Below are 19,743 nucleotides of genomic sequence, written 5' to 3' on the forward strand. Positions count from 1 at the left end.
AGTGCTCATTTTTATGTTAATGCATTGGCTTTTCCCACGCGCCTTTGACCTCAACGCCGGTTTCCTTTGCCGCTTTTTCAAGTTCAAAGATTTCCTGGGCAGTCAAATTGACCTCGGCCGCTTTTATAGCATCCTCAATATGAGAGATTTTCGTTACACCAATAATCGGTACTGTTCCTTTTGCAATGGACCAAGCAGTGGCAATTTGTGCAGTTGATGCATTATGTTTGCTGCTGATTTCTCTCATTACTTCCATTAAGCTTTCGATTTTGGCAAGTACGTCTGGATTAAATGCATCGCCCCTTCTGGTGCCACTTGGCAAAGGGTTTTTCGGATTGTATTTGTCAGTCAATGCACCTTGTTCCAATACCATATAAGAAAAGAACACGATATTATTTTCATTGCAGTAATCAATAATACCGGCTTCTTCCGATGAACGGTAAAGCAAGCTGTAATGGTTTTGGACAGCTGAAATTTTTAGTCCTGCTTCCGCCAAGATACTGGCTGCCAATTTAATTTCGTCGAGATTATGATTGGAAACCCCCACATGTTTTACTTTTCCACTTTTCATTAAAGGGATAAGTTTTGGTGTCCATCTTTGCACATCTTCCGGGCTGTGTATCCAATAAATATCAGCATGATCTACACCGAGCCGGTTTAGGCTTCCGTTCAAGTGTTCCTCAACTGCGTTGTCATTGTCTCCGGCCATTCGTGGAGTAAATTTAGTGGAGATTAGCACATCCTCCCTGCCTTTAATGAAACTTCCCAAAATATTCTCCGAAGCGTTCATCCCATAAACAGCCGCTGTATCCCATAAATTGAATCCGGCAGCCATCGCCGCGTCAAATATCGGCTTTAAGTCCGTTTCTGAAATAAAATTTCCAAAAACCGCATCCCCGCCATTTGCACCAGTGCCCCAAGACCAGGTACCAAGGGCGATCGGAGGGATTTTCTCATTTTGCAATTTTACGAATTTCATTACGTTTCACTCCATTCCCTGCTTTGAATGTTCTAATTATTTGCTATTGTTTCCGTTTTCACAAGAGATTTGCTCGTTCCAATATTACGTACCTGAATGAAGCTTCCCGCCAATACCTATATTGTCTCTACGAAATTTTACTAGTGAGTATTTTTCAATATTAAATTAGATTTGTTAAGTAAATATAATAACACACTCCTAAACTAACCGTTAACACAATAAGAAAATGGGAGAGCCGCAGAGCAATCCCATTTTTAACAAAAGCACATGTTAATTCAAGTGCAATTTTCATTAAGTTGACTTAGAAATTTTATAATTTTTATGATTGACTATGGTTGTAATTGGTTCGTCTTTTTGTTTATTGTATCCGTACTCAACAATAACAGAATTTTCTCTTACAACCTTAACAATTCCTTCATAGCTTTCCCCGTCACGCTTAAATGAAATATTGTCCCCTATTTTAGCAGTTGCCATTTTATCACCCTGAACTTATTATTTTCAGCAAAGATAAAAAAATGCATTATCTTTTTAAAAAAGAAGTCTGGTCCATCGGTATGACTTTTTAGGTAAGGCAGCTAAATAATATAAACACTTTTGGAGAATACTTTAAGAAGTTTTAATTAGATTCGATCTGTAAAAGGAGCGGAAATAATGGAAAATATCGCGGATAATATACATATAGGTGAATTAATAGCTGTTTCCAAGGTTTTTCAATTAAATCCTTATCAAATGGTCACATTACTAGAAAATGGTGAAATGGAAGTATTCGAAAATAAGGAAGCTTTTGTTGAAAAATACGGGAATAAGGAAACCTATGACGAATTATCGGATTGGTGTGAGTTAAATAATGGAAAAATCTTTACTAAAACAAAATAGGAAGAAAACCTCGCAAGGCTATCTCCCCAAACACCAGACTTGAGGAACGAATGCCTTGCTACATTCCTGCAGCAGCATAATTAAGTACATTATTTCCATAATATGAGAGCCACATGAATTTTCTATTACGTATTTTTCATTTATTTTTCATTAGCTTTGGCACCCCAGGATATAACTGTTGTGTCACGAAAATTATATTGAGAGTAGTATTCTAATTCACAATAAATGGAGGGTTAATTATGAAAAAAAACGAGTCTGATCTTCCTAAAGAATGGATTGAGTTAGTAAAAGAAGCTATGAAATCTAGTATTACAAAAGAAGATTTTAAGATTTTTTTAGAAAAGGAAAAAGAGAAGAGAAAAAACCAAAAATATTAGTAGAGTTTATCGTTACCTTACCGCTACTTTATTCATTTAGTTCAGTGTTAGCGTTATTACATTAAAGCGTACCTTAGAAAAATCGCATCATAATGCTGTCGAAATTTTTGGTTTTTTTACCATTTTTTACATACAGCTTTTGTATTAATATTTTCTTATGAGACTTTAAAGTTTTAATCTTTAAAACGACTAATAGCTAATACCCCAATTTTATAGGAGGCTTTATGGAAACAACACTTTCTGCGGAAGAAGAACTAGATAGTGAATGGGTAGATCTCATCTTAGAAGCTCTAAATTTAGGAATTACTGCAGTTGAAATTAGACATTTTCTAAAGATTGTCCTTTGACCTGTAAATAAGGTCTTTTTTTTGCTTCCATCGCTCAATTTTGGTCTAATGGGGCATTTATTAGCTTATCCCTATTTATTAGGTCTGCCCGTTATCTCTATAAAATCGCAATAGAAAACGCAAAGGAATTCCAAACCCATCTACTTTACAAAAATGCCTTCACTTAGTTTATTTTCAAAGAACTTATAAGCTCAATATCGATTTCTATATCTATATAGGTTCAATACCTTCACTTTTATCACCTCATCTATTTTAAATATTCCTTGTTCAATTAAACTCCCTAGAGTGAAAGAAAAGGCTGGTTTTGAAAAAGAAGGGATTTCTAAGAGCAATGGTAAAATAAATGGTAAATGGGAAGACCATCAGATTTTAGCCATAATAAATCCTAAGGAATAAAAAGTAATCCACTCCAATGGAATTAGGAGTGGATTTCTCTTTTTAGCTATAAAAAATATTTTTAATAAAAGCACAACCATCTAATTGAACTCTCCCGTTCGTACAGGCGTTACATTGCAGTTATTCCGCCATCCACGATAAATTCTGCACCAGTTGAGTAGCTTGATTCTTCAGATGCTAAGTAAAGAACAAGGTTGGTTACTTCTTCTGGCTGCGCAACTCGTTTTAAAGGAATATGTTTCGCGAATTCCTCTACCGCCGCTTTTGTATCTTCCTGCACGACCATTGGAGTTGCAATTACACCTGGATGGACAGAATTGACGCGGATGCCATAGTGTGAACATTCCATTGCAGCAGCTTTTGTCATGCCGCGAACAGCGAATTTTGTATCTGTATAGCCGACAGCACCGCCAACAATACCATTGATGGAAGATATGTTTACAATAGAGCCGCCACCTGATTTTTGCATGGATGGAATTACCGTTTTCATTCCTAAGAATACAGAAACTTGGTTAATATCCACGATGCGCCGGTATTCTTCCTCTGTCGTTTCTAGTATAGATTTCGCCATTGTAATACCAGCGTTGTTTACTAAAACATTGACTGGTCCAAATTTTTCTTCAGCCTTAGCAACAACATTGGCCCAATCTTCCGCACTCGTAACATTTTGTTTTAAAAACAAAGCGTTTTCACCTAATTCACTTGCTAACGCGCTGCCTTTTTCTTCATTTAAATCAGTTAAAACAACTTTTGCGCCTTCTTCTACAAAGCGTCTAGCGTGAGCTGCACCCATACCTTGTGCAGCACCAGTGATAATTGCAACTTTTTCTTTTAAACGAGCCATAGAGATTCTCCTCTTCCATTACTATATTTTTGCTTCGTATATTTATTTGTCTAGTTCATAATACTTTTAGGGCTTCTGATAGCCCTTAAATAACGATATGAGACTAAAATGATAACTTTTTATTACTTGAAATATTAGCTAATAATTTTTTTTGAATTTCAATGTAGTTTGAAAGTTCTTCCTCAGAAAGAATACTGAATAATTCCGAATGAATTTTTTCTCCGATCGCTTCAGCTTCTTGTAAAGCATTTATTCCTTTATCTGTGATTTTGAGATAGACCGTCCTTCGATCACTTATATCGTAAGTTCTTTCTATCAAATCAAGCTTAACAAGTTTTTCTGCCATATTCGTGATCGTACTTTTTGAATATCCCAATGACTCTGTTAAATCAATTTGTTTTAAAGGTCCCCTGGCTTCTATTTCGGCTAAAACAACAATTGTTGATATACCAATTGGGTAAGAATATTCGTTTGTAAATCGAACAATATTTTCATTGGTAATCTGTTGAATCATATGTGTTAGATTGAAAATATTATTATGACTGTCCATTTAAAACTCCTTCTAGCTAACGTATTTGGATCATCCCCCCATCTATCCATGAAAGTTTGACCTGTATTATATTTATTTGAATCTGGAAGCTAAGGATACATAAAATAAACATTAGAATGTTTATCTGTGAACATTATAAATTCAAAATGTTTATATGTAAACTAAAATTCATTGTAATCTTGTAATTTTGTGGCGATTAGGGATTTGATGGTTGATTAAAAATGCTCCTTCAACTTGGTACCTTTGCACCAATTATTGAGACAATAGAACCGTCTCGGTGTGTTTACCAGCTGGATTACAGCTTTGTTAGCAATGTGTTCCACAAAGATTTGTCCAGCTGGTCAACATATTCAATATGATTAATTCCTATTCAAATGATAGATTAGTTGTACAACGCCAGAGGAGAACGTTCTTGTATCAACCAGTTTTAAATTCAATCTCTGTTTAATATCAATAAACAACGGTTTTCCTTCTCCCAAAATAACAGGGTGAACCGATAATCTAAATTCATCAACAAGCCCTAAATTGATAAAAGTCGTAATAAGACTTGCCCCGCCATATAACCAGATGTCTTTGCCGGGCTTATTCTTTAATTTATTGACTTCTTCTTGAATATGATCGTTGATGAAGATGGCTTTATTATCAGTACCTTTTTGCGTTCTGGAAAACACGTATTTTTCTTTGCTATGAACTAATTCCCAAATTTCTTTATCGGCATCAGAATCTTCCGTGCCTGGAGTAAATTGTCCCCATAAATCGTAGCTTTTTCTTCCATACAGAATAATATCAATTTGATGTAAGAAATCAACAAACCCCATCTCAGAATCCATGATGCACCAGTCAATTTCCCCATTTTTTCCTTCAATAAAACCATCTAACGTAACGGCTAAATCTAATAGTATTTTTCTTGATCCTGTGGTAATGGACATCCGTTCTTCCTCCCTTTAAAATGGCAACCGGATTTTAAACCTTGTGCCACGGCCTACCCTTGGACAATTTGTCTCGTAACGGTGGAGACCCAATAAAGTTATAACTAATGTGTATTTTCATATTAACAGGTATAGGACTTATGTGAAATGTACTTTATCTAGTCTGTCCCTTTATCTCCCGCGAGCCTTAACTTAAGACAGATCAAATAATTCTTTGTAATGATAGTAATGAAAACTTAAAACAACGATGACAAGCTTTGCAGCATAGAGATAAAAAGACAAGAAATTAACTTTTAATTGAAGGAGGTTTTTATGGTGAGTATTTTAGCGAAAATCACCTGTAAATTAAAAGGTCATGTTTATGAAGAAAACAATAAGAGACCTGATGGATGGGGATATATAGCAACTTGGTTTGTATGTAACCGATGTGGCGAGGAAAAAGTAGTTACGGAGCGAGAGGATAAAGTTTAATGCTGGCGATGCCTGGTTATTGCCCATGACTTTATCTCATATTTCCTCATTTGGTTTCCCTTATTTGTAAAAAGCCGAAGATAGGTAAGAACTTGCCTATCTTTCGGCCGACTGAAAATTGGTATTTAAGGACTTAAATAATTCATTACCGCTGAGAAATAAAACTTGGCAAAATTAACTAAGCTTTTTTCGCTGTTTATATAAATAAACCCTTTCCGTAAAAAAACTAATAACTAAACCGAAAATGATTGGCAGCAATGAACCAGTTGTCATAAAAAAACCATTTGCGTTATTTGTATATTCGTAATGAAACATGAACATAGGAATAGTAAACACATAACCAATTAAGTAAAGGAAGGCAGTTGTTAAAACGAACGACCCAAAAGTTATGATGAAACTCTTTAAATTCATACCCATCACCTCTACAGAATATATTAGCAAACTTTTCCATTTCTTACATTATACATTTATTCAAAATTGCATATTTTTGTCTGTATGTACAGAAAATCCCTTCTTGATAATCGTTTCTTGACAACACTATTTTGCCAAATTGGTGGTCTCAAACCGTCCCCAAGATTTCTAGCATTCTTTGAAGCACGAGAACCGTCCCCATGCCTCAAAGGCACGGGAACCACCCCGTGCCTCAATTTTGTTTATTCTTTTGTGACAAGTTTGAGTGGAGCAGGGATATTTTTAGGAACTTTCTTCCCTTTGAGTACATCTATACCTGCGTCAATCGCAAGCTTTCCGATTAAATCTGGCTGCTGCGCAACGGTTGCTTCCATTTTTCCTGCTTTAATCGCGTTTAAGGCATCGTCATTTCCATCAAAACCAATGACCATGATGTCTTTACCAGAACTATTAATCGCTTCAATAGCACCGAGTGCCATTTCATCATTATGAGCAAAGACTGCCTTAATATCAGGGTTTGCTTGAAGCAGGTTTTCCATAACGGTTAATCCCTTGGTACGATCGAAATCAGCAGATTGTTTTGCCGTTACCTTTAATTTTTGATCTGCGATATTATGGAAACCTTTTCCTCTTTCACGTGTTGCAGAGGCACCTGGAACACCTTCAAGTTCAGCTACTTGAATATTTTCGCCAAGCTTCTTGACAATATAATCTGCGGCCATTTCCCCGCCCTTTATATTATCGGAAGCTACTAATGTGGCAACCTTCCCTTTTTCTGCCGAACGGTCGAGCGTAACCACCGGAATTCCGATCGTGTTAGCAGATTGAACAGCTGTGGAGATCGCTGCAGAATCGGTTGGGTTAATCAACAAGAGGTCAACACCCTGCTGAATTAAATCCTCAACATCATTAATTTGTTTGGCAGAGTCATTCTGCGCATCGACTACTTTTACTTGTACGCCTAATGCCTTTGCCTCTTTTTGAACACCATCCCTTAGTGAAACGAAGAATGGGTTATTTAATGTTGAAACAGACAAACCAATCTTAATATCTTTTAAATCCGATTTTTTCGCCGGCTTTGCCCACTCAGGAGGCTGCATCGAACAGGCGCCCAAAAGCAATAGTGACAGTGATATGAGTAATACAGCTAATTTTTTCATGAAAAATCCGCTCCTTATGCTGATTTCTTCCGGTCAAGTAAGACAGCGATGGCAATAACAATCCCTTTTACTACCATTTGATAGAAGGAAGATACACCTAAAAGATTCAGGCCGTTGTTTAACGTACCAATAATTAAAGCACCAATTAGCGTTCCAAAAATTCTTCCCTTACCGCCTGATAAGCTTGTCCCGCCTAATACGACCGCCGCAATGGCGTCCAATTCATAAGACGTACCTGCTGTTGGCTGTGCGGAATTCAACCGTGATGTTAAAATGGCCCCTGCCAGTGCAGACAATAAACCAGTCAGACCGTAAATCATTACCTTAACATTGGACACTTTAATACCTGAAATAATAGCCGCCTTTTCATTGCCTCCGATTGCATATGTTTTTCGTCCAAATGGTGTTTTATGAAGAATAATATACAATATTACAAACATGATAATCATCGTTACAGCTGGAACAGGTATTCCCATGAAATATCCTCGGCCAAATAACTGGAATAAATAATTATCGCCAAGCCCTGTGATTGGATTCCCTTTTGTATAAACAAGTGTTAACCCTCTAAAAACCGTCATCGTTGCCAAGGTGGCAATGAATGGGGCCATTTTTCCTTTTGTAATCAAGAGACCATTCACGATTCCCATGATGCCGCCGAGTAAACAGCCGATGATAATCGCTAAGATTGGGTCAAGACCAGAGACAATCATTCCTGCCGTTAAAGCACTTCCCAGCGCAAGAATCGACCCTACGGACAAATCAATGCCCCCTGTTAAAATAACAAATGTCATCCCAAAAGCAATCAGCGCATTAATCGCGACTTGGCGCAGTAAATTTAATATATTTAAAGGTTCTAGGAAACTTGGGTTTAGTACTGAAACAATCACAAATAAGATAATAAGTCCGAGCAGCGGCCCAAGCTTTTGTGTCACCGTATTCAAGAATTTCCCCTTGCCGGCTTTAGCAGTTTCATTGATTGCGTTCATCTCATTGACCTCCCGTTGCCAATGTCATAATATTTTCCTGAGTTGCTTCATCTTTTTTCAATTCACCAGTAATTTTTCCTTCATGAACAACGAGGATTCGGTCGCTCATTCCCAACACTTCCGGTAACTCTGATGAAACCATAACGATTGCTACCCCGCGGTCCGTCAGTTCATTCATTAGCTGATAGATTTCTCTTTTTGCCCCGACGTCTACCCCTCTTGTCGGTTCATCTAGGATGAGCACTTTCGGACTAATGCCAATCCACTTGGCGATGACCACTTTTTGTTGATTTCCCCCTGACAAATTCCCAACGGCAAGTTCTGCAGATTCCGTTTTGACTGTCAGGCGTTTGATCAGCATATTTACAAAATCTTTTTCGCTAGTTTCATTAATTATGCCTTTAGGCGCAAAGCTGTATAAAGATGGCAATACGATATTGTCCTTTATGGAAAAATCCAAAATCAAGCCTTCATCTTTTCGGTCTTCTGTAATAAAACCAATTCCAGCTTTTACGGCCTGATCAGGTGTTTTTATCACGATTTTTTTCCCGTTCAGCCAAATCTCGCCGCTGTCAAATGGATCTAGTCCAAAGATGGCACGCATGATTTCTGTTCTTCCAGCTCCCATTAGACCAGAAACACCAACAATCTCTCCGGAACGGACCGAAAAATTCACATCCTGGAATACTCCGCGCTTTGTTAATCCTTTTACTTCTAGGACGGTTTCGCCCGGCTTCGAATTCCGTTTAGGGAATCGGTCCGTTAATTCCCGGCCTACCATTTTCTTTACAACCTCATCAAAATTCGTATCGCGAATGGCCTTGGTAACTACCGTCTTGCCATCCCGCATGACGGTAATCCGGTCACAGATAGCAAATATTTCTTCCATCCGGTGTGAAATATATACAATCGATACCCCTTCCTTTTTCAAGGAAGAAATGATTTCAAAAAGCTTGCTGATCTCTCTTTCAGTCAACGCTGCTGTTGGCTCGTCCATGATAATAACCTTGGCATCGGTCATCAACGCCTTAGCGATCTCAATCATCTGCTGTTCCCCAACAGAGCAGCTGCCAGCCTCTTGATCTAAAGGAATCGTAACCATCAGACGGTCAAACTGTTTCTTGGCAAGCGCCTTCATTTCCTTCGTTCTAAGCAGGCCAAGCGGACTCTTCAGTTCTTTCCCGATAAATAAATTTTCTAATACGGTCATATCCGGCCAAATGTTTAATTCCTGGTGGATAAAGGTAATCCCGTTTTGCTCGGCTTCTTTCGGGTTTTTAAAATAGGTCTCTTTTCCATCAATCATGATGGTGCCTTCGTCACGAGAATGAAGCCCTGTCAGGACATTCATCATCGTCGATTTGCCAGCCCCATTTTCCCCCATTAAGGCGTGGACTTCTCCATCAAGCAATTCAAAATTCACACCCGTTAACACTTGATTGGATCCAAAGGCTTTATGGATATTCTGCATCGAAACTTGCATATTTTTCACCTCATTCTATTAAAAAAACACACCTGATTGTAAAATACAGTTTGCATATGGTGTAATTTCACCAGTGCGAATGACGGCCTTGGCCTTTTTCGTTAGCTGCTTAAAATCCTCATGTGTAACCCGTTCCACATCAATTTCGGAAAATTTGTTTGTTAAATATTTTTCTATTTGCGGATTTTCCGCTTCTATTTCAGAGGCAATAATACACTTTTCAATGACCATATCGTCTGCAACTGCGTCCAAAACCTCTTGAAAGGAAGGTGTGCCCGGTTTAAGTGCTAAATCAATTCTAGTAACTCCTTCTGGAATCGGTAAACCTGCATCCGCGATGACAATATAATCGGTATGGCCAAGGTCAGTTAATACTTTGGTAATATGGCTGTTTAATATTCCATGGCGTTTCATTTACATACTCTCCTCTACTTCTTCACGTGTTGGCATCCCGCCCTGCGCCCCAAACTTTGTAACCGATAGCGAGGCGGCACGATTGGCAAATCGAATACTTTCTTCAAAGTCTTTTCCCTCTGCAAGGGCAACAGCAAAGGCAGCGTTAAAGGTATCTCCAGCACCTGTTGTATCAACAGCCTCAACCGGATACGAAGGAACAAGGACCTCGGTTTTACCATTATGGAAGCGGACACCGTTTTTTCCTTCGGTGATAAATACTTTGTTTGGATATTCTAGTAATGCCTCATGCAGATCTCTATTGCCAAAAAGGACTGATGCTTCATGCTCATTCGGTGTAAGGTAAGCTGCCTTTTCGATGACTTCCTTTCGAACTGGCCGTGCCGGCGCTGGGTTTAATAATAGTCGCACCCCGAATTCATGGCATTTTTCGCTGACGTATTCCACTGTTTCTTCAGGGATTTCCTGCTGAATAAGGACAATATCAGATTCGCGGATGACATCCAGGGCCTTTTCGACAAATTCTGGTGTTACATAATCATTTGCACCCTTTACCACAATGATGCTGTTATCACCTTCTGCTAGGGTAATGTGGGCAGTTCCGCTCTCCATATCTGTAACCGGTTCCACATAATTGGTTAACACATGATTTTTCTTAAAATTTTCAAGGATTGCTTTTCCGAATGCGTCGTCCCCGATACACCCGACCATATATACCTTTGCACCCAATCTGGCGGCGGCAACAGCTTGGTTGGCTCCTTTTCCGCCAGGAACCGTTTTAAACGATTCTCCTAAAATAGTTTCTCCTTTACCCGGTCTTTTGGGGGCCGTCACTACTAAGTCCATCGATGAACTTCCGATTACGGTTATTTTAGCCATTGTCCTCAACCTTTCTAGTCGTTTGCCTGTCAATAAAGGTAACGGGCAATTGAATATTTTTTTGCTCAATGAGCTCATTATTAATAATTGCAATTAATAGTTTTGCTGCTTCTTTTCCCATATCGTACGCCGGCTGCCGAATCGTCGACAACGGCGGGAACAGCAAGCTGCTAAGCGGGATATCATCATAGCCGATGATTTGCAGTTCACCTGGAATGGAAATGCCTCTTCTCAATGCCTCATGTAAAATGGCTGCAGCCCCAAGGTCATTTCCGGCAATCACGCCATCTGTTGCAGGAAATTTATCAAATAGTTCCCTTGCTGTTATTTCAGCATCATCAAAAGTAAATGACGCAGTGGTCATGACATTAAAACTGACATTGGAATTGCATAGCTCATCGATTGCCCCTTTAAATCGATCTTGGGCTGTCTTCAATTCCATCGGCCCTTTAAGCAGTGTAATCCGCTTGCTTCCCCTTCTAATGATTTCTTTTGCCGCCATTTTTCCACCGGTTAATCCATCCGCATACACAGAGGGATGCTGATTGGAGGTCCGATCAAGAAAGACGACTGGGAAGCCAAGACTCTCATAGTAGCTTGTTTCAGTTTGATTGGTTGCTGCGATGAGACCGATTACATTATTTTGCTTAAATGTATGGATATAATCAAGTTCTTTTGTTGGGTTCTCATCCGCATTTCCAATGATCAGCCGAAAACCGTGCTCCTGCATCGTGTCTTCAACCCCACGTGCTAACTCAGGAAAAAATGGATTTCGAATATCCGGAAGCAATAAACCGATTAACCTTGATTTTTTCTTATATAACGACCTTGCCACTTCATTTGGCTTATAATTTAATTCCTGAATCGCTTTATTGATTAGTTTCCTAGTATCTTCATGAACATATCCCTTATCATTTAAAGCTCTGGAAACTGTCGCTACAGATACTCCAGCTTTTTTGGCAACATCTCGTATTGTAGCCATTTAGTTTCACCTCTTATGTGTAACCGATTACACATAAAGATTAACACATCATATTTTATTATGCAACAAGAATAATGTCGAAATGTCTCGATTTTTTGTTTGGCATATTTATATTATTAGTCCTATCATCATCACCGTTTTTTATATACAACAAGCTTGATTAGTCCAACTGCGACCAAAAGACTCTATATGGCAACAGGTCGCCGAAGCGACCGTATTGTTGAACCCTTGTCTCCTTTATCGTAAGTACATATCCTCCCATTCTTTATGCTATAATTTGGAGGGAAAATAAAGACAGAGGTGACCATTCTTGGCAATACATGTTGTCCTATATCAACCAGAAATACCGTCAAATACGGCAAATATTGCACGTACTTGTGCAGCAACGGATACAGCCCTGCATTTAATCCGGCCACTTGGTTTTTCAACAGATGAAAAAATGATAAAACAAGCAGGTTTAGATTTCTGGCAATCTGTAAACATAACGTACTATGACTCGTTGGATGACTTTTTTTCAAAAAATCAAGGTGAGTTTTACTATATTGAAACGTTTGGTGAAAAAGCACATTCCTCCTTTGACTTCAGTGATGTTTCAAAGGAACATTATTTTATGTTTGGAAAAGAAACAACGGGTTTACCAAAAGATTTACTAAGAACACATAAAGATCACTTTTTGAGGATACCAATGAATGATCATGTTCGCTCACTGAACCTTTCGAATACAGCTGCGATATTAGTGTATGAGGCTTTGCGCCAGCAAGGATTTCCTAAATTGCATTAAAAAAATCTTCCTTATTTGGAGGATTTTTTCGATTAACTAAACAGAAAGTAAACTGCGCGTATTTCACCACCCTATTCCATACTGGGTCATATACATTATTTTACTTTTTATCTAACTAATTTAATGATTCTAATTGCTTGATTGTTGGACTAAGATTTACTAAAAAGTAAGCTTCTCTCAGCCTTCTAAATGGTTCACTCCCTTGTAAATAAGCTTGGCCACCGGAATAGAGCATGTCGGCATGGACCACTTTCAAGGTCAATTTAGCTATTTCTAAGCGTGTTAACAATATTTCCTTCCAAATAAGTGATAGATCTAAGTTATCTGCATGTTTATATGCTTTTTCGCGAATGCACTGTAGTTCTTCAATCAATTCCTTTGGCTGCGGTTCTAAATGTTGATTAGCTTCTACATCCTTGGAATAACTCTCTTCCATTGATTTAAGAGAAGCATAAGATACTCCTATTCCCAAAGGAATTTGGTAGAGTGCTAATGTTGGTCGAACCTTTTGTATAAATAAGTCTGCTTCTTCGGTGATAATCCAATTATCTGGAACGTACACATTATGAAAGGAACAAGAGTAAGTGGCACTACCATTTATACCTACAAAATTTGTTTTACTTTCTAACGCTAAACCTTCAATTTTTACAGGTAAAATAGACATTATTCGCTGTTGGTGATTTAGAGATGCTAAGATAACAAACCAGTGATCGTCCTTCAAATTTGAAACGCTAGGTAAACTGCCATTTATAATAAATCCCCCATCAACTCTTTCGGCTTTAAGTCTGATAGGTTCCAGCCCAGCATAAAATTTTAATGCATTGGACAAACCAGTCCCTACCAGTTTATCTCCTGATTCTAATAATGGTATCAAATTGTTATTAATAAAAGGATTGTTGCTCAATCTCACAGACGCTAGACCGGCAAAATGACACCATAATGTAAAAGCTGTTGTCATGCAATACTTCGCCGTTTCTTCAATTAAATACATCTCTCTATAGCTGACATGTTCCTTCAGTAAACCGTTTAATTGGAAAAAACCAGCTTTACCAACCTCATTCAGAAATTCTTTCGGAAAATATGCATTTTCATCTATTTGTCTAATAAATGGTTTTAGAAATTCATTAATGATTTGTTTTAAAACTACCTCATCTTTATTTGTGATCACATTTGCACCCCTTACACTGATAGGATATTTCTATTTACTCCATTCGATGCTCTCTTGCTTCTCTTTTTGTTAACTATTAAATGGTATATATTCTTTGATAACTCGAAGTGTGTTTAATTGTTCATCCTCTGCACCCTGAACAGGAAGACCGGCTTCGATATTTTTTCTGGTATATACTAAATTATCTTCCGTTATAATTTCACCCGGTATAAAAATTGGAATTCCAGGCGGGTAAACCATTACAAACTCTGCAATAATTCTTCCAGCAGACTGTTCAAATGGAATCACTTCTGTTTCAGCGTAAAAAGCATCACGTGGTGTTAAAGCCAACGAAGGAATCTCAGGTAACAACACCGAACTGTTTATATTCATGTCCGCTTGAACTTTGTATTCCTGTGACAATACAGTTAATGCTTTTATAAGTGTGTGTAAATCTTCCTGAGTGTCTCCAGGTGTTACAATACATAAGATGTTGTACAGATCGGACAATTCGACTTCAATATTAAATCGATTTCGCAGCCATTTTTCAACATCAAAACCTGTAATCCCTAATTCTTTTACAGATATTAAAAGCTTGGTAGGATCCATCGCGACGGCTGCACTTGATTCCAGAAGTCCACGCCCCATACAATAAAGATGAGGAATTTCATTGATTTTCGAACGTGTTTCTTCTGCTTTTCGAATTGTGTCCGTAAACAGTGCTTGTCCTTCAGTAGCTAATGATTTTCTGGCTACATCTAATGACGCCAGTAATAAATAAGAAGTCGAGGTTGTCGTTAACATACTCAGAACCGCTTGTACCCGTTTCGGTGAAACAAGGTTTCCACGTAAATTTAGAATGGAGCTCTGGGTAAGGGAACCGCCTAATTTATGCACACTTGTTGCAGCCATGTCAGCCCCTGCCTCCATTGCAGATAAAGGCAGTTCCCTATGGAAATGAATATGCGCTCCATGGGCCTCATCTACAAGAACCGGAATGTTTCTAGAATGTGCGATGTTGACAATTCTTCTTAAATCACCAGAGATACCATAATAGGTTGGATTGATAACAAGAACAGCTTTTGTATCCGGGTGTAAAACTAATGCACTTTCAATGGAATCTGGTGTAATCCCATGAGAGACTCCAAACTTGGAATCTACTTCCGGATGAATAAAAATAGGAACTGCACCCGAAAAAACAATCGCACTCATGATTGATTTGTGAACATTTCGCGGTACTAGAATTTTATCACCCGGTCCGCAAACGGACATAATCATGGCCATAATGGCCCCGCTGGTTCCCTGAACAGAGAAAAAAGTGTAATCCGCACCGAATGCTTTTGCAGCCAACCCTTGTGACTGTTTGATGATTCCTTTTGGAAGATGTAAGTCATCAAGAGGTCCAATGTTGATTAAATCGATTGAAAGTGCATTTTCACCAATAAATTCTCTAAACTCTGGATCCATTCCATTCCCTTTTTTATGGCCGGGAATGTGGAATTGGATTGGATTTTTTTCTGCATGTTTTTTTAAAGCTGTAAATAACGGGGTTTCAAATTGGTTTACCAATTCTATTCTCACCCTTTCCCATCTTGTAAAGTAAAGTGAAACAGAGATGTAATAGATGATGAAAGTGTTCTTTTGAAACTTTCTTTCCTAACCCATCAAGTGTTTTTGTAGCTTTAGACATTCCTTTTTACTCCCTTTTTAATAGTTCCTTTATTCCTGTATAGATCAATTCAAAAAGTTCTTCTAAATTCTCTTCTTCCACGCAAGAAAAAGCGATTCTTAAGTCAGTTGTGTTAATGGCTATGGTTCCTACTCCATATTCGTCCAACAAATGAAGTCTCAGCTTTTCAGCATCAACATTTAATAGCTTTAAACACATAAAATATCCAGAGTTAAATGGATAAAATCTCCAAACTCTCTTGTACCTTTCCTGGTTGACAATTTCTTTTACCTTTGTTGCTCTTTTCTTCATGACTTCAAACTTTTCACGTTTTTCTATTTCAAATTCTTTAGATTGCAATGAATGTAAAATAATTGTCTGAGATAGGTGGGAACTACTAGAAATCGTCCCGCGGATTAGACCTTTTGTTTTCTGTTCCAGTATCTCTAAAATTTCTGGACTTTCAGAGGCAAAGGTGATAAATCCAACTCTTAGGCCCCACACATAATTTTCTTTTGTTGCCCCATCTACCTTAATAGGCAATATTTTTGGATGCAGTCCAGCTAATCTCCCAAATAAAGATTCTTTTACCGAACCTTCGTAGAAAAGCCCGAAATAGGCATCATCAAGAATAACAGCTACTTTAATACCCGATTCTGCCGCTTCCTTAACCACTGAAATAATTCCGTTAACTTCCTCTTCTCCAGGGGTGTATCCTGTAGGGTTATTCGGAAAGTTCAGGATAACAATTGCCTTACCTGCATCCTGTTGTGCCATTAAACATTCTCTGAACGCAGAAACATTGAATTTTTCGTATTCGTCAAAAAGCTTAAATATCTTAAGATGGCCTCCCCTCCGAACATGAAAAATAGTTTGATAGTTTCCCCAATATTTATCCGGCAGGATAATGGTGTCATTCTCATCAACAAATAGGTCCGCTGCAAGACTCAAACCATGGGTCAAGGCATTGGTTACAATAGGTAGTCCAAAACTTTTATCCTCTAGGGATGGATTTTCCCGCAGTAATTTCTCCTTCCAACCCAAACGCAATTCTAATTTTCCGGAAGGCGGGGCGTACGGATAAATATCCTCTGGGGAATAACCTTGTAATGTTTCCTGTATATGTTCAAAATGCATTGGCATATTCTTTTCAGTAGCAATTCCTATTGTTGCATTAAAACGATTAGCCTTTTTGCTTGCTTCAGCACTTTGACTTAAGATACCTTTTGGATAGTATAGCTTCTTACCCAAATTAGATAATAAATCATATACATTGGAATTAAATTTAATTAAATCATCATTTAGCTTCTTGGCGAGTTCGTTCATTTTATCTCTCCTCCTTAAAGTTAACTAACCTTAATTTTAAAGTATGGAACTAAGTACTTCTATTAATATTGTATTCTCTTCGCACCGTTTGTAATAATTTAATTCTCAGTGGACAGTTCTAGACAGGATGCAATCGCCTTCTTTAACTCAATGGCATGTGCATCCGGATAACGATTAAGCTCTGTAAGACTACCAGAGATTGCTTTAATGGCTTTAGGTGATGGTCCGAGAGGGTTCTCATTAGATGCTAGTTTTATTACCCTTTTTAGCCCTAATTCTTTTTCCACTTCCCATAATGGTTTACCTGGTATATAAGGCTTTATGTTATCCAATGCCTTACGATTTTTTATTTGACTGATCTCGTTCATAACCAATCCCCACAATCTATTTAGTATTGAATTTATCAACATTTGAATAATTAAATAGACTGGTAAAGATAAAATTTTGTGAACACATTCACACAATAACCGATAATATTAATAGAACATGTTGTTTACTTTAAATACACAATTCAATAATAAAGGAATTAAAATTTTTTTAATCATCCACTTATACTCTTTTTTAACCATCCATTTCTAAAAAAAGATAGATTCATTCCTGATATAGGAACTTTTTGTAATAATGCAAATGGATGGTAATAAAAACTGATGATTGGATGATGTAAAAAGTGATAACCCTTTATAAAATTAGATTAGTATACAATGGGTCTACTTTGTGCAGAATGCCAAAAGGTTAATATTGTATAAGCCAAAAGAGAGGAAAACACAGATTATATATGGAATAGGGGGAATCTATTATCTTTAAAGACTTAAACCATAAAAATATTTCGGCAGGTATGGTTGCGGGAATATTCGTCATAACAGGTCCGACTGCTCTTATATTGGAAGCATCTTCAAACGGAAACTTCAATACAACACAGTCGATTTTATGGATATTTGCAGTTTACGTTTTTGGCGGGTTATTCGGAATTATTTTTCCTTTGTATAGTAAGATACCAATTGTTGGAGGACATACACTTACAGGTGTAGCATTTTTAGCAACTATGACATCTCAGTTTACCTTTAATGAATTAATTGGGGCATATTTAATTTCAGCATTACTAATGGTCATCATTGGATTTCTTGGTTTTTTCTCAAAATTTATTAAGTTAGTGCCTAAAGAAATTATTTCTGCAATGCTGGCAGGAATGATAACCCACTATATGGTGAATTTTATTGTTTCCATAAACACTCTATTTATAGTTGGATTTATTTCTTTAATCACCTTTTTAATTTTTTTGAGATGGAAACTTAAGTTTCCACCTGTTATTTCCGCAATTATTATCGGGTTTATTGTTTTGAACATGTTCTATCCATTAAATAGCATTGAAGGTACTTCAGCAGCGTTTATGCCTAATATTCAGTTTCCTGACTTTAATACATCTAGTTTCCTTTCGATCGCTATCCCTCTTACTCTTCTAATTCTAAGTAATGATATAGCGGTTGCTATTGGTGCATTGGAACAAAATGATTATCGGGCTCCTATAAATAAAATTATATCCTTTAGCGGGCTATTTTCATTAATAACTTGCTTTTTTGGAGGTCAATCTGCAAATATCGCAGGTATGGCAACGGCAATCTGTTCAGATAAGGAAGCAGGACCAAAGGAAAAAAGATATATGGGGGCTGTAATAGCTGGTGTTCTGCTTTTAGTTTACGGATTATTCTCCTGGAAATTGGTTCCATTTATTCAAACCTTGCCGAAAGAGTTTATTTCCATAATTGTTGGATTTTCTTTACTAAATGTGTTCGGAAATAGTTTATATCAGGCTTTCTCGAAGCATTCAATAAAAACTAGCACTGTATTTGCCTTTATTATTAGTTTATCCGGCACTACAATTCTAAGTATCAGCGCACCGGTTTGGTCCTTACTTATAGGTACATTCATTGCTCGATATATAGAAAATATTACAGAAGAAAAAGGCGAAAAAAGTGTAAACAAAACAGCATAAGTATGAACTGTGTATTAATAAAGACCACCAAAAACTAAATTAAATCCCATTTCCTAGGACCACAACATTTTAGTTCTGTATAAAATGTTGTGGTCCGATTTGTTTTTCTATAAACCACTTCACATCTGTCGTCACCAATATAAAAGAGCTACCTCAGCAGCCCTTTTATAAAGTATAAAAAAATGAAATTAAAAACCGTTTTCCACAATAAATAACGGTGTTTGGTAGCGATCATACAATTGATTTAAAGAAATATCAATCCGTTTCTTTTATACATCTATACTATTTGAAATAGTAAACTTTTGGAGATGCTCAGAACTAAGACTATAGGAAGCAACTTTCTTCTTCCATTGCTTTACAACATCAACGCGATCATTGTAACAATATAAGAAGAGATTTACCTCTTTTTTCTTCCTTTTTACGTTTATAATAATCGGAATAACATTAGTCTCTGGATGTAGAAACAATTTCTCATTGCCTGGAAATATTGGATATTTTTTTAAAAAGTTAGCCTCATTAAAATAATTAATCAAACTAATTTTTTCCACCTCTTCTAGGTACTTTCCATTAAAACTTATAGTAATATTTTTTGAATCAAGTTGTGGATGTAGTGCAAATTTGCTTACAACCCAACCTACAACTGCACTTGGGGGACTCATTAATAATTTGAAAGTTACACCAATCACTATAATAACAGCAGCCGTCCATGTCATTTCATATCAACTCCTTGATAAATATCTGGTTTA

At 37.3% G+C, this 19,743-nt stretch carries 23 protein-coding genes and 1 pseudogene; 7 read left to right on the plus strand and 17 right to left on the minus strand.

Translation table 11 applies throughout. From position 1 onward, the window contains the following. Positions 1 to 16: 16 nt before the first annotated feature. Together ACZ5B7_RS16130 and ACZ5B7_RS16135 are read right to left on the minus strand one after the other, a co-directional pair. Positions 17 to 979: an aldo/keto reductase gene (locus ACZ5B7_RS16130; protein ID WP_464490085.1), complete on the minus strand. Its 963-nt coding sequence runs from the start codon at positions 977 to 979 to the stop codon at positions 17 to 19. 291 nt (positions 980 to 1,270) lie between these two features. Next, positions 1,271 to 1,453, minus strand: coding sequence for a DUF2187 family protein (locus ACZ5B7_RS16135; RefSeq protein ID WP_464490086.1), 183 nt, complete (start codon positions 1,451 to 1,453; stop codon positions 1,271 to 1,273). A gap of 177 nt (positions 1,454 to 1,630) precedes the next feature. Between ACZ5B7_RS16135 and ACZ5B7_RS16140 the strand changes: the two genes are divergently transcribed. The 4 genes and pseudogenes from ACZ5B7_RS16140 to ACZ5B7_RS16155 all read left to right on the plus strand — a co-directional run. Beyond that, positions 1,631 to 1,855 carry a hypothetical protein gene (locus ACZ5B7_RS16140; protein WP_464490087.1) on the plus strand — a complete coding sequence of 75 codons (225 nt, stop codon included), beginning with the start codon at positions 1,631 to 1,633 and terminating at the stop codon, positions 1,853 to 1,855. Between the two features lie 239 nt (positions 1,856 to 2,094). Then, positions 2,095 to 2,232, plus strand: coding sequence for an anti-repressor SinI family protein (locus ACZ5B7_RS16145; RefSeq protein ID WP_464490088.1), 138 nt, complete (start codon positions 2,095 to 2,097; stop codon positions 2,230 to 2,232). A 224-nt stretch (positions 2,233 to 2,456) separates the two neighbouring features. Next, on the plus strand, positions 2,457 to 2,579 hold the full coding sequence (locus ACZ5B7_RS16150) for an anti-repressor SinI family protein (RefSeq protein WP_464490089.1): 123 nt from the start codon (positions 2,457 to 2,459) through the stop codon (positions 2,577 to 2,579). A gap of 282 nt (positions 2,580 to 2,861) precedes the next feature. Continuing rightward, positions 2,862 to 2,975, plus strand: a pseudogene (locus tag ACZ5B7_RS16155) (GNAT family N-acetyltransferase); the annotation flags it as partial. Positions 2,976 to 3,084: 109 nt separating this feature from the next. Here the strand turns inward: ACZ5B7_RS16155 and ACZ5B7_RS16160 are convergent. The 3 genes from ACZ5B7_RS16160 to ACZ5B7_RS16170 all read right to left on the minus strand — a co-directional run bounded on the left by ACZ5B7_RS16160 (position 3,085) and on the right by ACZ5B7_RS16170 (position 5,298). Beyond that, the gene (locus ACZ5B7_RS16160; RefSeq protein WP_464490090.1) at positions 3,085 to 3,819 is read right to left on the minus strand and encodes a glucose 1-dehydrogenase; all 735 of its coding nucleotides are present in this window, start codon (positions 3,817 to 3,819) and stop codon (positions 3,085 to 3,087) included. 103 nt (positions 3,820 to 3,922) lie between these two features. Next, positions 3,923 to 4,369, minus strand: a complete 447-nt coding sequence (locus ACZ5B7_RS16165; RefSeq protein WP_464490091.1) for a MarR family winged helix-turn-helix transcriptional regulator — start codon at positions 4,367 to 4,369, stop codon at positions 3,923 to 3,925. 359 nt (positions 4,370 to 4,728) lie between these two features. After that, the gene (locus ACZ5B7_RS16170) at positions 4,729 to 5,298 is read right to left on the minus strand and encodes a dihydrofolate reductase family protein (RefSeq protein WP_464490092.1); all 570 of its coding nucleotides are present in this window, start codon (positions 5,296 to 5,298) and stop codon (positions 4,729 to 4,731) included. 312 nt (positions 5,299 to 5,610) lie between these two features. Here ACZ5B7_RS16170 and ACZ5B7_RS16175 point away from each other — a divergent pair, with 312 nt between their 5' ends. After that, on the plus strand, positions 5,611 to 5,769 hold the full coding sequence (locus tag ACZ5B7_RS16175) for a hypothetical protein (protein ID WP_464490093.1): 159 nt from the start codon (positions 5,611 to 5,613) through the stop codon (positions 5,767 to 5,769). A 174-nt stretch (positions 5,770 to 5,943) separates the two neighbouring features. Here ACZ5B7_RS16175 and ACZ5B7_RS16180 read toward each other — a convergent pair whose 3' ends face one another. The 7 genes from ACZ5B7_RS16180 to ACZ5B7_RS16210 all read right to left on the minus strand — a co-directional run bounded on the left by ACZ5B7_RS16180 (position 5,944) and on the right by ACZ5B7_RS16210 (position 12,084). After that, entirely contained in the window at positions 5,944 to 6,180 is a 237-nt protein-coding gene (locus ACZ5B7_RS16180) for a hypothetical protein (RefSeq protein ID WP_464490094.1), read from the minus strand. A 242-nt stretch (positions 6,181 to 6,422) separates the two neighbouring features. Continuing rightward, positions 6,423 to 7,340, minus strand: coding sequence for a ribose ABC transporter substrate-binding protein RbsB (rbsB, locus tag ACZ5B7_RS16185; protein ID WP_464490095.1), 918 nt, complete (start codon positions 7,338 to 7,340; stop codon positions 6,423 to 6,425). Positions 7,341 to 7,354: 14 nt separating this feature from the next. Beyond that, positions 7,355 to 8,326, minus strand: a complete 972-nt coding sequence (gene rbsC, locus ACZ5B7_RS16190; RefSeq protein ID WP_464490096.1) for a ribose ABC transporter permease RbsC — start codon at positions 8,324 to 8,326, stop codon at positions 7,355 to 7,357. Between the two features lies 1 nt (position 8,327). After that, complete coding sequence (locus ACZ5B7_RS16195; RefSeq protein ID WP_464490097.1) at positions 8,328 to 9,809, minus strand: sugar ABC transporter ATP-binding protein; 1,482 nt, start codon at positions 9,807 to 9,809, stop codon at positions 8,328 to 8,330. Positions 9,810 to 9,827: 18 nt separating this feature from the next. Continuing rightward, positions 9,828 to 10,223, minus strand: coding sequence for a D-ribose pyranase (rbsD, locus tag ACZ5B7_RS16200; protein WP_464490098.1), 396 nt, complete (start codon positions 10,221 to 10,223; stop codon positions 9,828 to 9,830). After that, positions 10,224 to 11,102 (minus strand): ribokinase, encoded by an 879-nt coding sequence (rbsK, locus tag ACZ5B7_RS16205; protein WP_464490099.1) that lies wholly within the window; start codon positions 11,100 to 11,102, stop codon positions 10,224 to 10,226. It abuts the gene before it with no gap. Next, a complete protein-coding gene (locus tag ACZ5B7_RS16210; protein WP_464490100.1) occupies positions 11,095 to 12,084 on the minus strand; it encodes a LacI family DNA-binding transcriptional regulator in 990 nt (329 codons plus the stop codon). The genes rbsK and ACZ5B7_RS16210 overlap by 8 nt, the downstream gene beginning before the upstream one ends. Positions 12,085 to 12,394: 310 nt before the next feature. On the opposite strand from ACZ5B7_RS16210, the gene trmL reads away from it, so the two are divergent. Beyond that, positions 12,395 to 12,865, plus strand: coding sequence for a tRNA (uridine(34)/cytosine(34)/5-carboxymethylaminomethyluridine(34)-2'-O)-methyltransferase TrmL (gene trmL / locus ACZ5B7_RS16215; protein ID WP_464490101.1), 471 nt, complete (start codon positions 12,395 to 12,397; stop codon positions 12,863 to 12,865). Between the two features lie 115 nt (positions 12,866 to 12,980). On the opposite strand, the gene ACZ5B7_RS16220 is transcribed toward trmL, so the two are convergent. The 4 genes from ACZ5B7_RS16220 to ACZ5B7_RS16235 all read right to left on the minus strand — a co-directional run bounded on the left by ACZ5B7_RS16220 (position 12,981) and on the right by ACZ5B7_RS16235 (position 17,375). Further along, a complete protein-coding gene (locus ACZ5B7_RS16220; protein WP_464490102.1) occupies positions 12,981 to 14,033 on the minus strand; it encodes an acyl-CoA dehydrogenase family protein in 1,053 nt (350 codons plus the stop codon). 69 nt (positions 14,034 to 14,102) lie between these two features. Then, positions 14,103 to 15,581, minus strand: coding sequence for an aminotransferase class I/II-fold pyridoxal phosphate-dependent enzyme (locus ACZ5B7_RS16225; RefSeq protein WP_464490103.1), 1,479 nt, complete (start codon positions 15,579 to 15,581; stop codon positions 14,103 to 14,105). A 127-nt stretch (positions 15,582 to 15,708) separates the two neighbouring features. After that, positions 15,709 to 17,007, minus strand: a complete 1,299-nt coding sequence (locus ACZ5B7_RS16230; protein ID WP_464490104.1) for an aminotransferase class I/II-fold pyridoxal phosphate-dependent enzyme — start codon at positions 17,005 to 17,007, stop codon at positions 15,709 to 15,711. 98 nt (positions 17,008 to 17,105) lie between these two features. After that, the gene (locus tag ACZ5B7_RS16235; protein WP_464490105.1) at positions 17,106 to 17,375 is read right to left on the minus strand and encodes a hypothetical protein; all 270 of its coding nucleotides are present in this window, start codon (positions 17,373 to 17,375) and stop codon (positions 17,106 to 17,108) included. 428 nt (positions 17,376 to 17,803) lie between these two features. Between ACZ5B7_RS16235 and ACZ5B7_RS16240 the strand changes: the two genes are divergently transcribed. Further along, complete coding sequence (locus ACZ5B7_RS16240) at positions 17,804 to 18,997, plus strand: benzoate/H(+) symporter BenE family transporter (protein WP_464494506.1); 1,194 nt, start codon at positions 17,804 to 17,806, stop codon at positions 18,995 to 18,997. A 269-nt stretch (positions 18,998 to 19,266) separates the two neighbouring features. On the opposite strand, the gene ACZ5B7_RS16245 is transcribed toward ACZ5B7_RS16240, so the two are convergent. Beyond that, positions 19,267 to 19,710 (minus strand): YfmQ family protein, encoded by a 444-nt coding sequence (locus ACZ5B7_RS16245; RefSeq protein ID WP_464490106.1) that lies wholly within the window; start codon positions 19,708 to 19,710, stop codon positions 19,267 to 19,269. Between the last annotated feature and the right edge of the window lie 33 nt (positions 19,711 to 19,743).

Source organism: Neobacillus sp. S1115 (genome assembly GCF_055385565.1).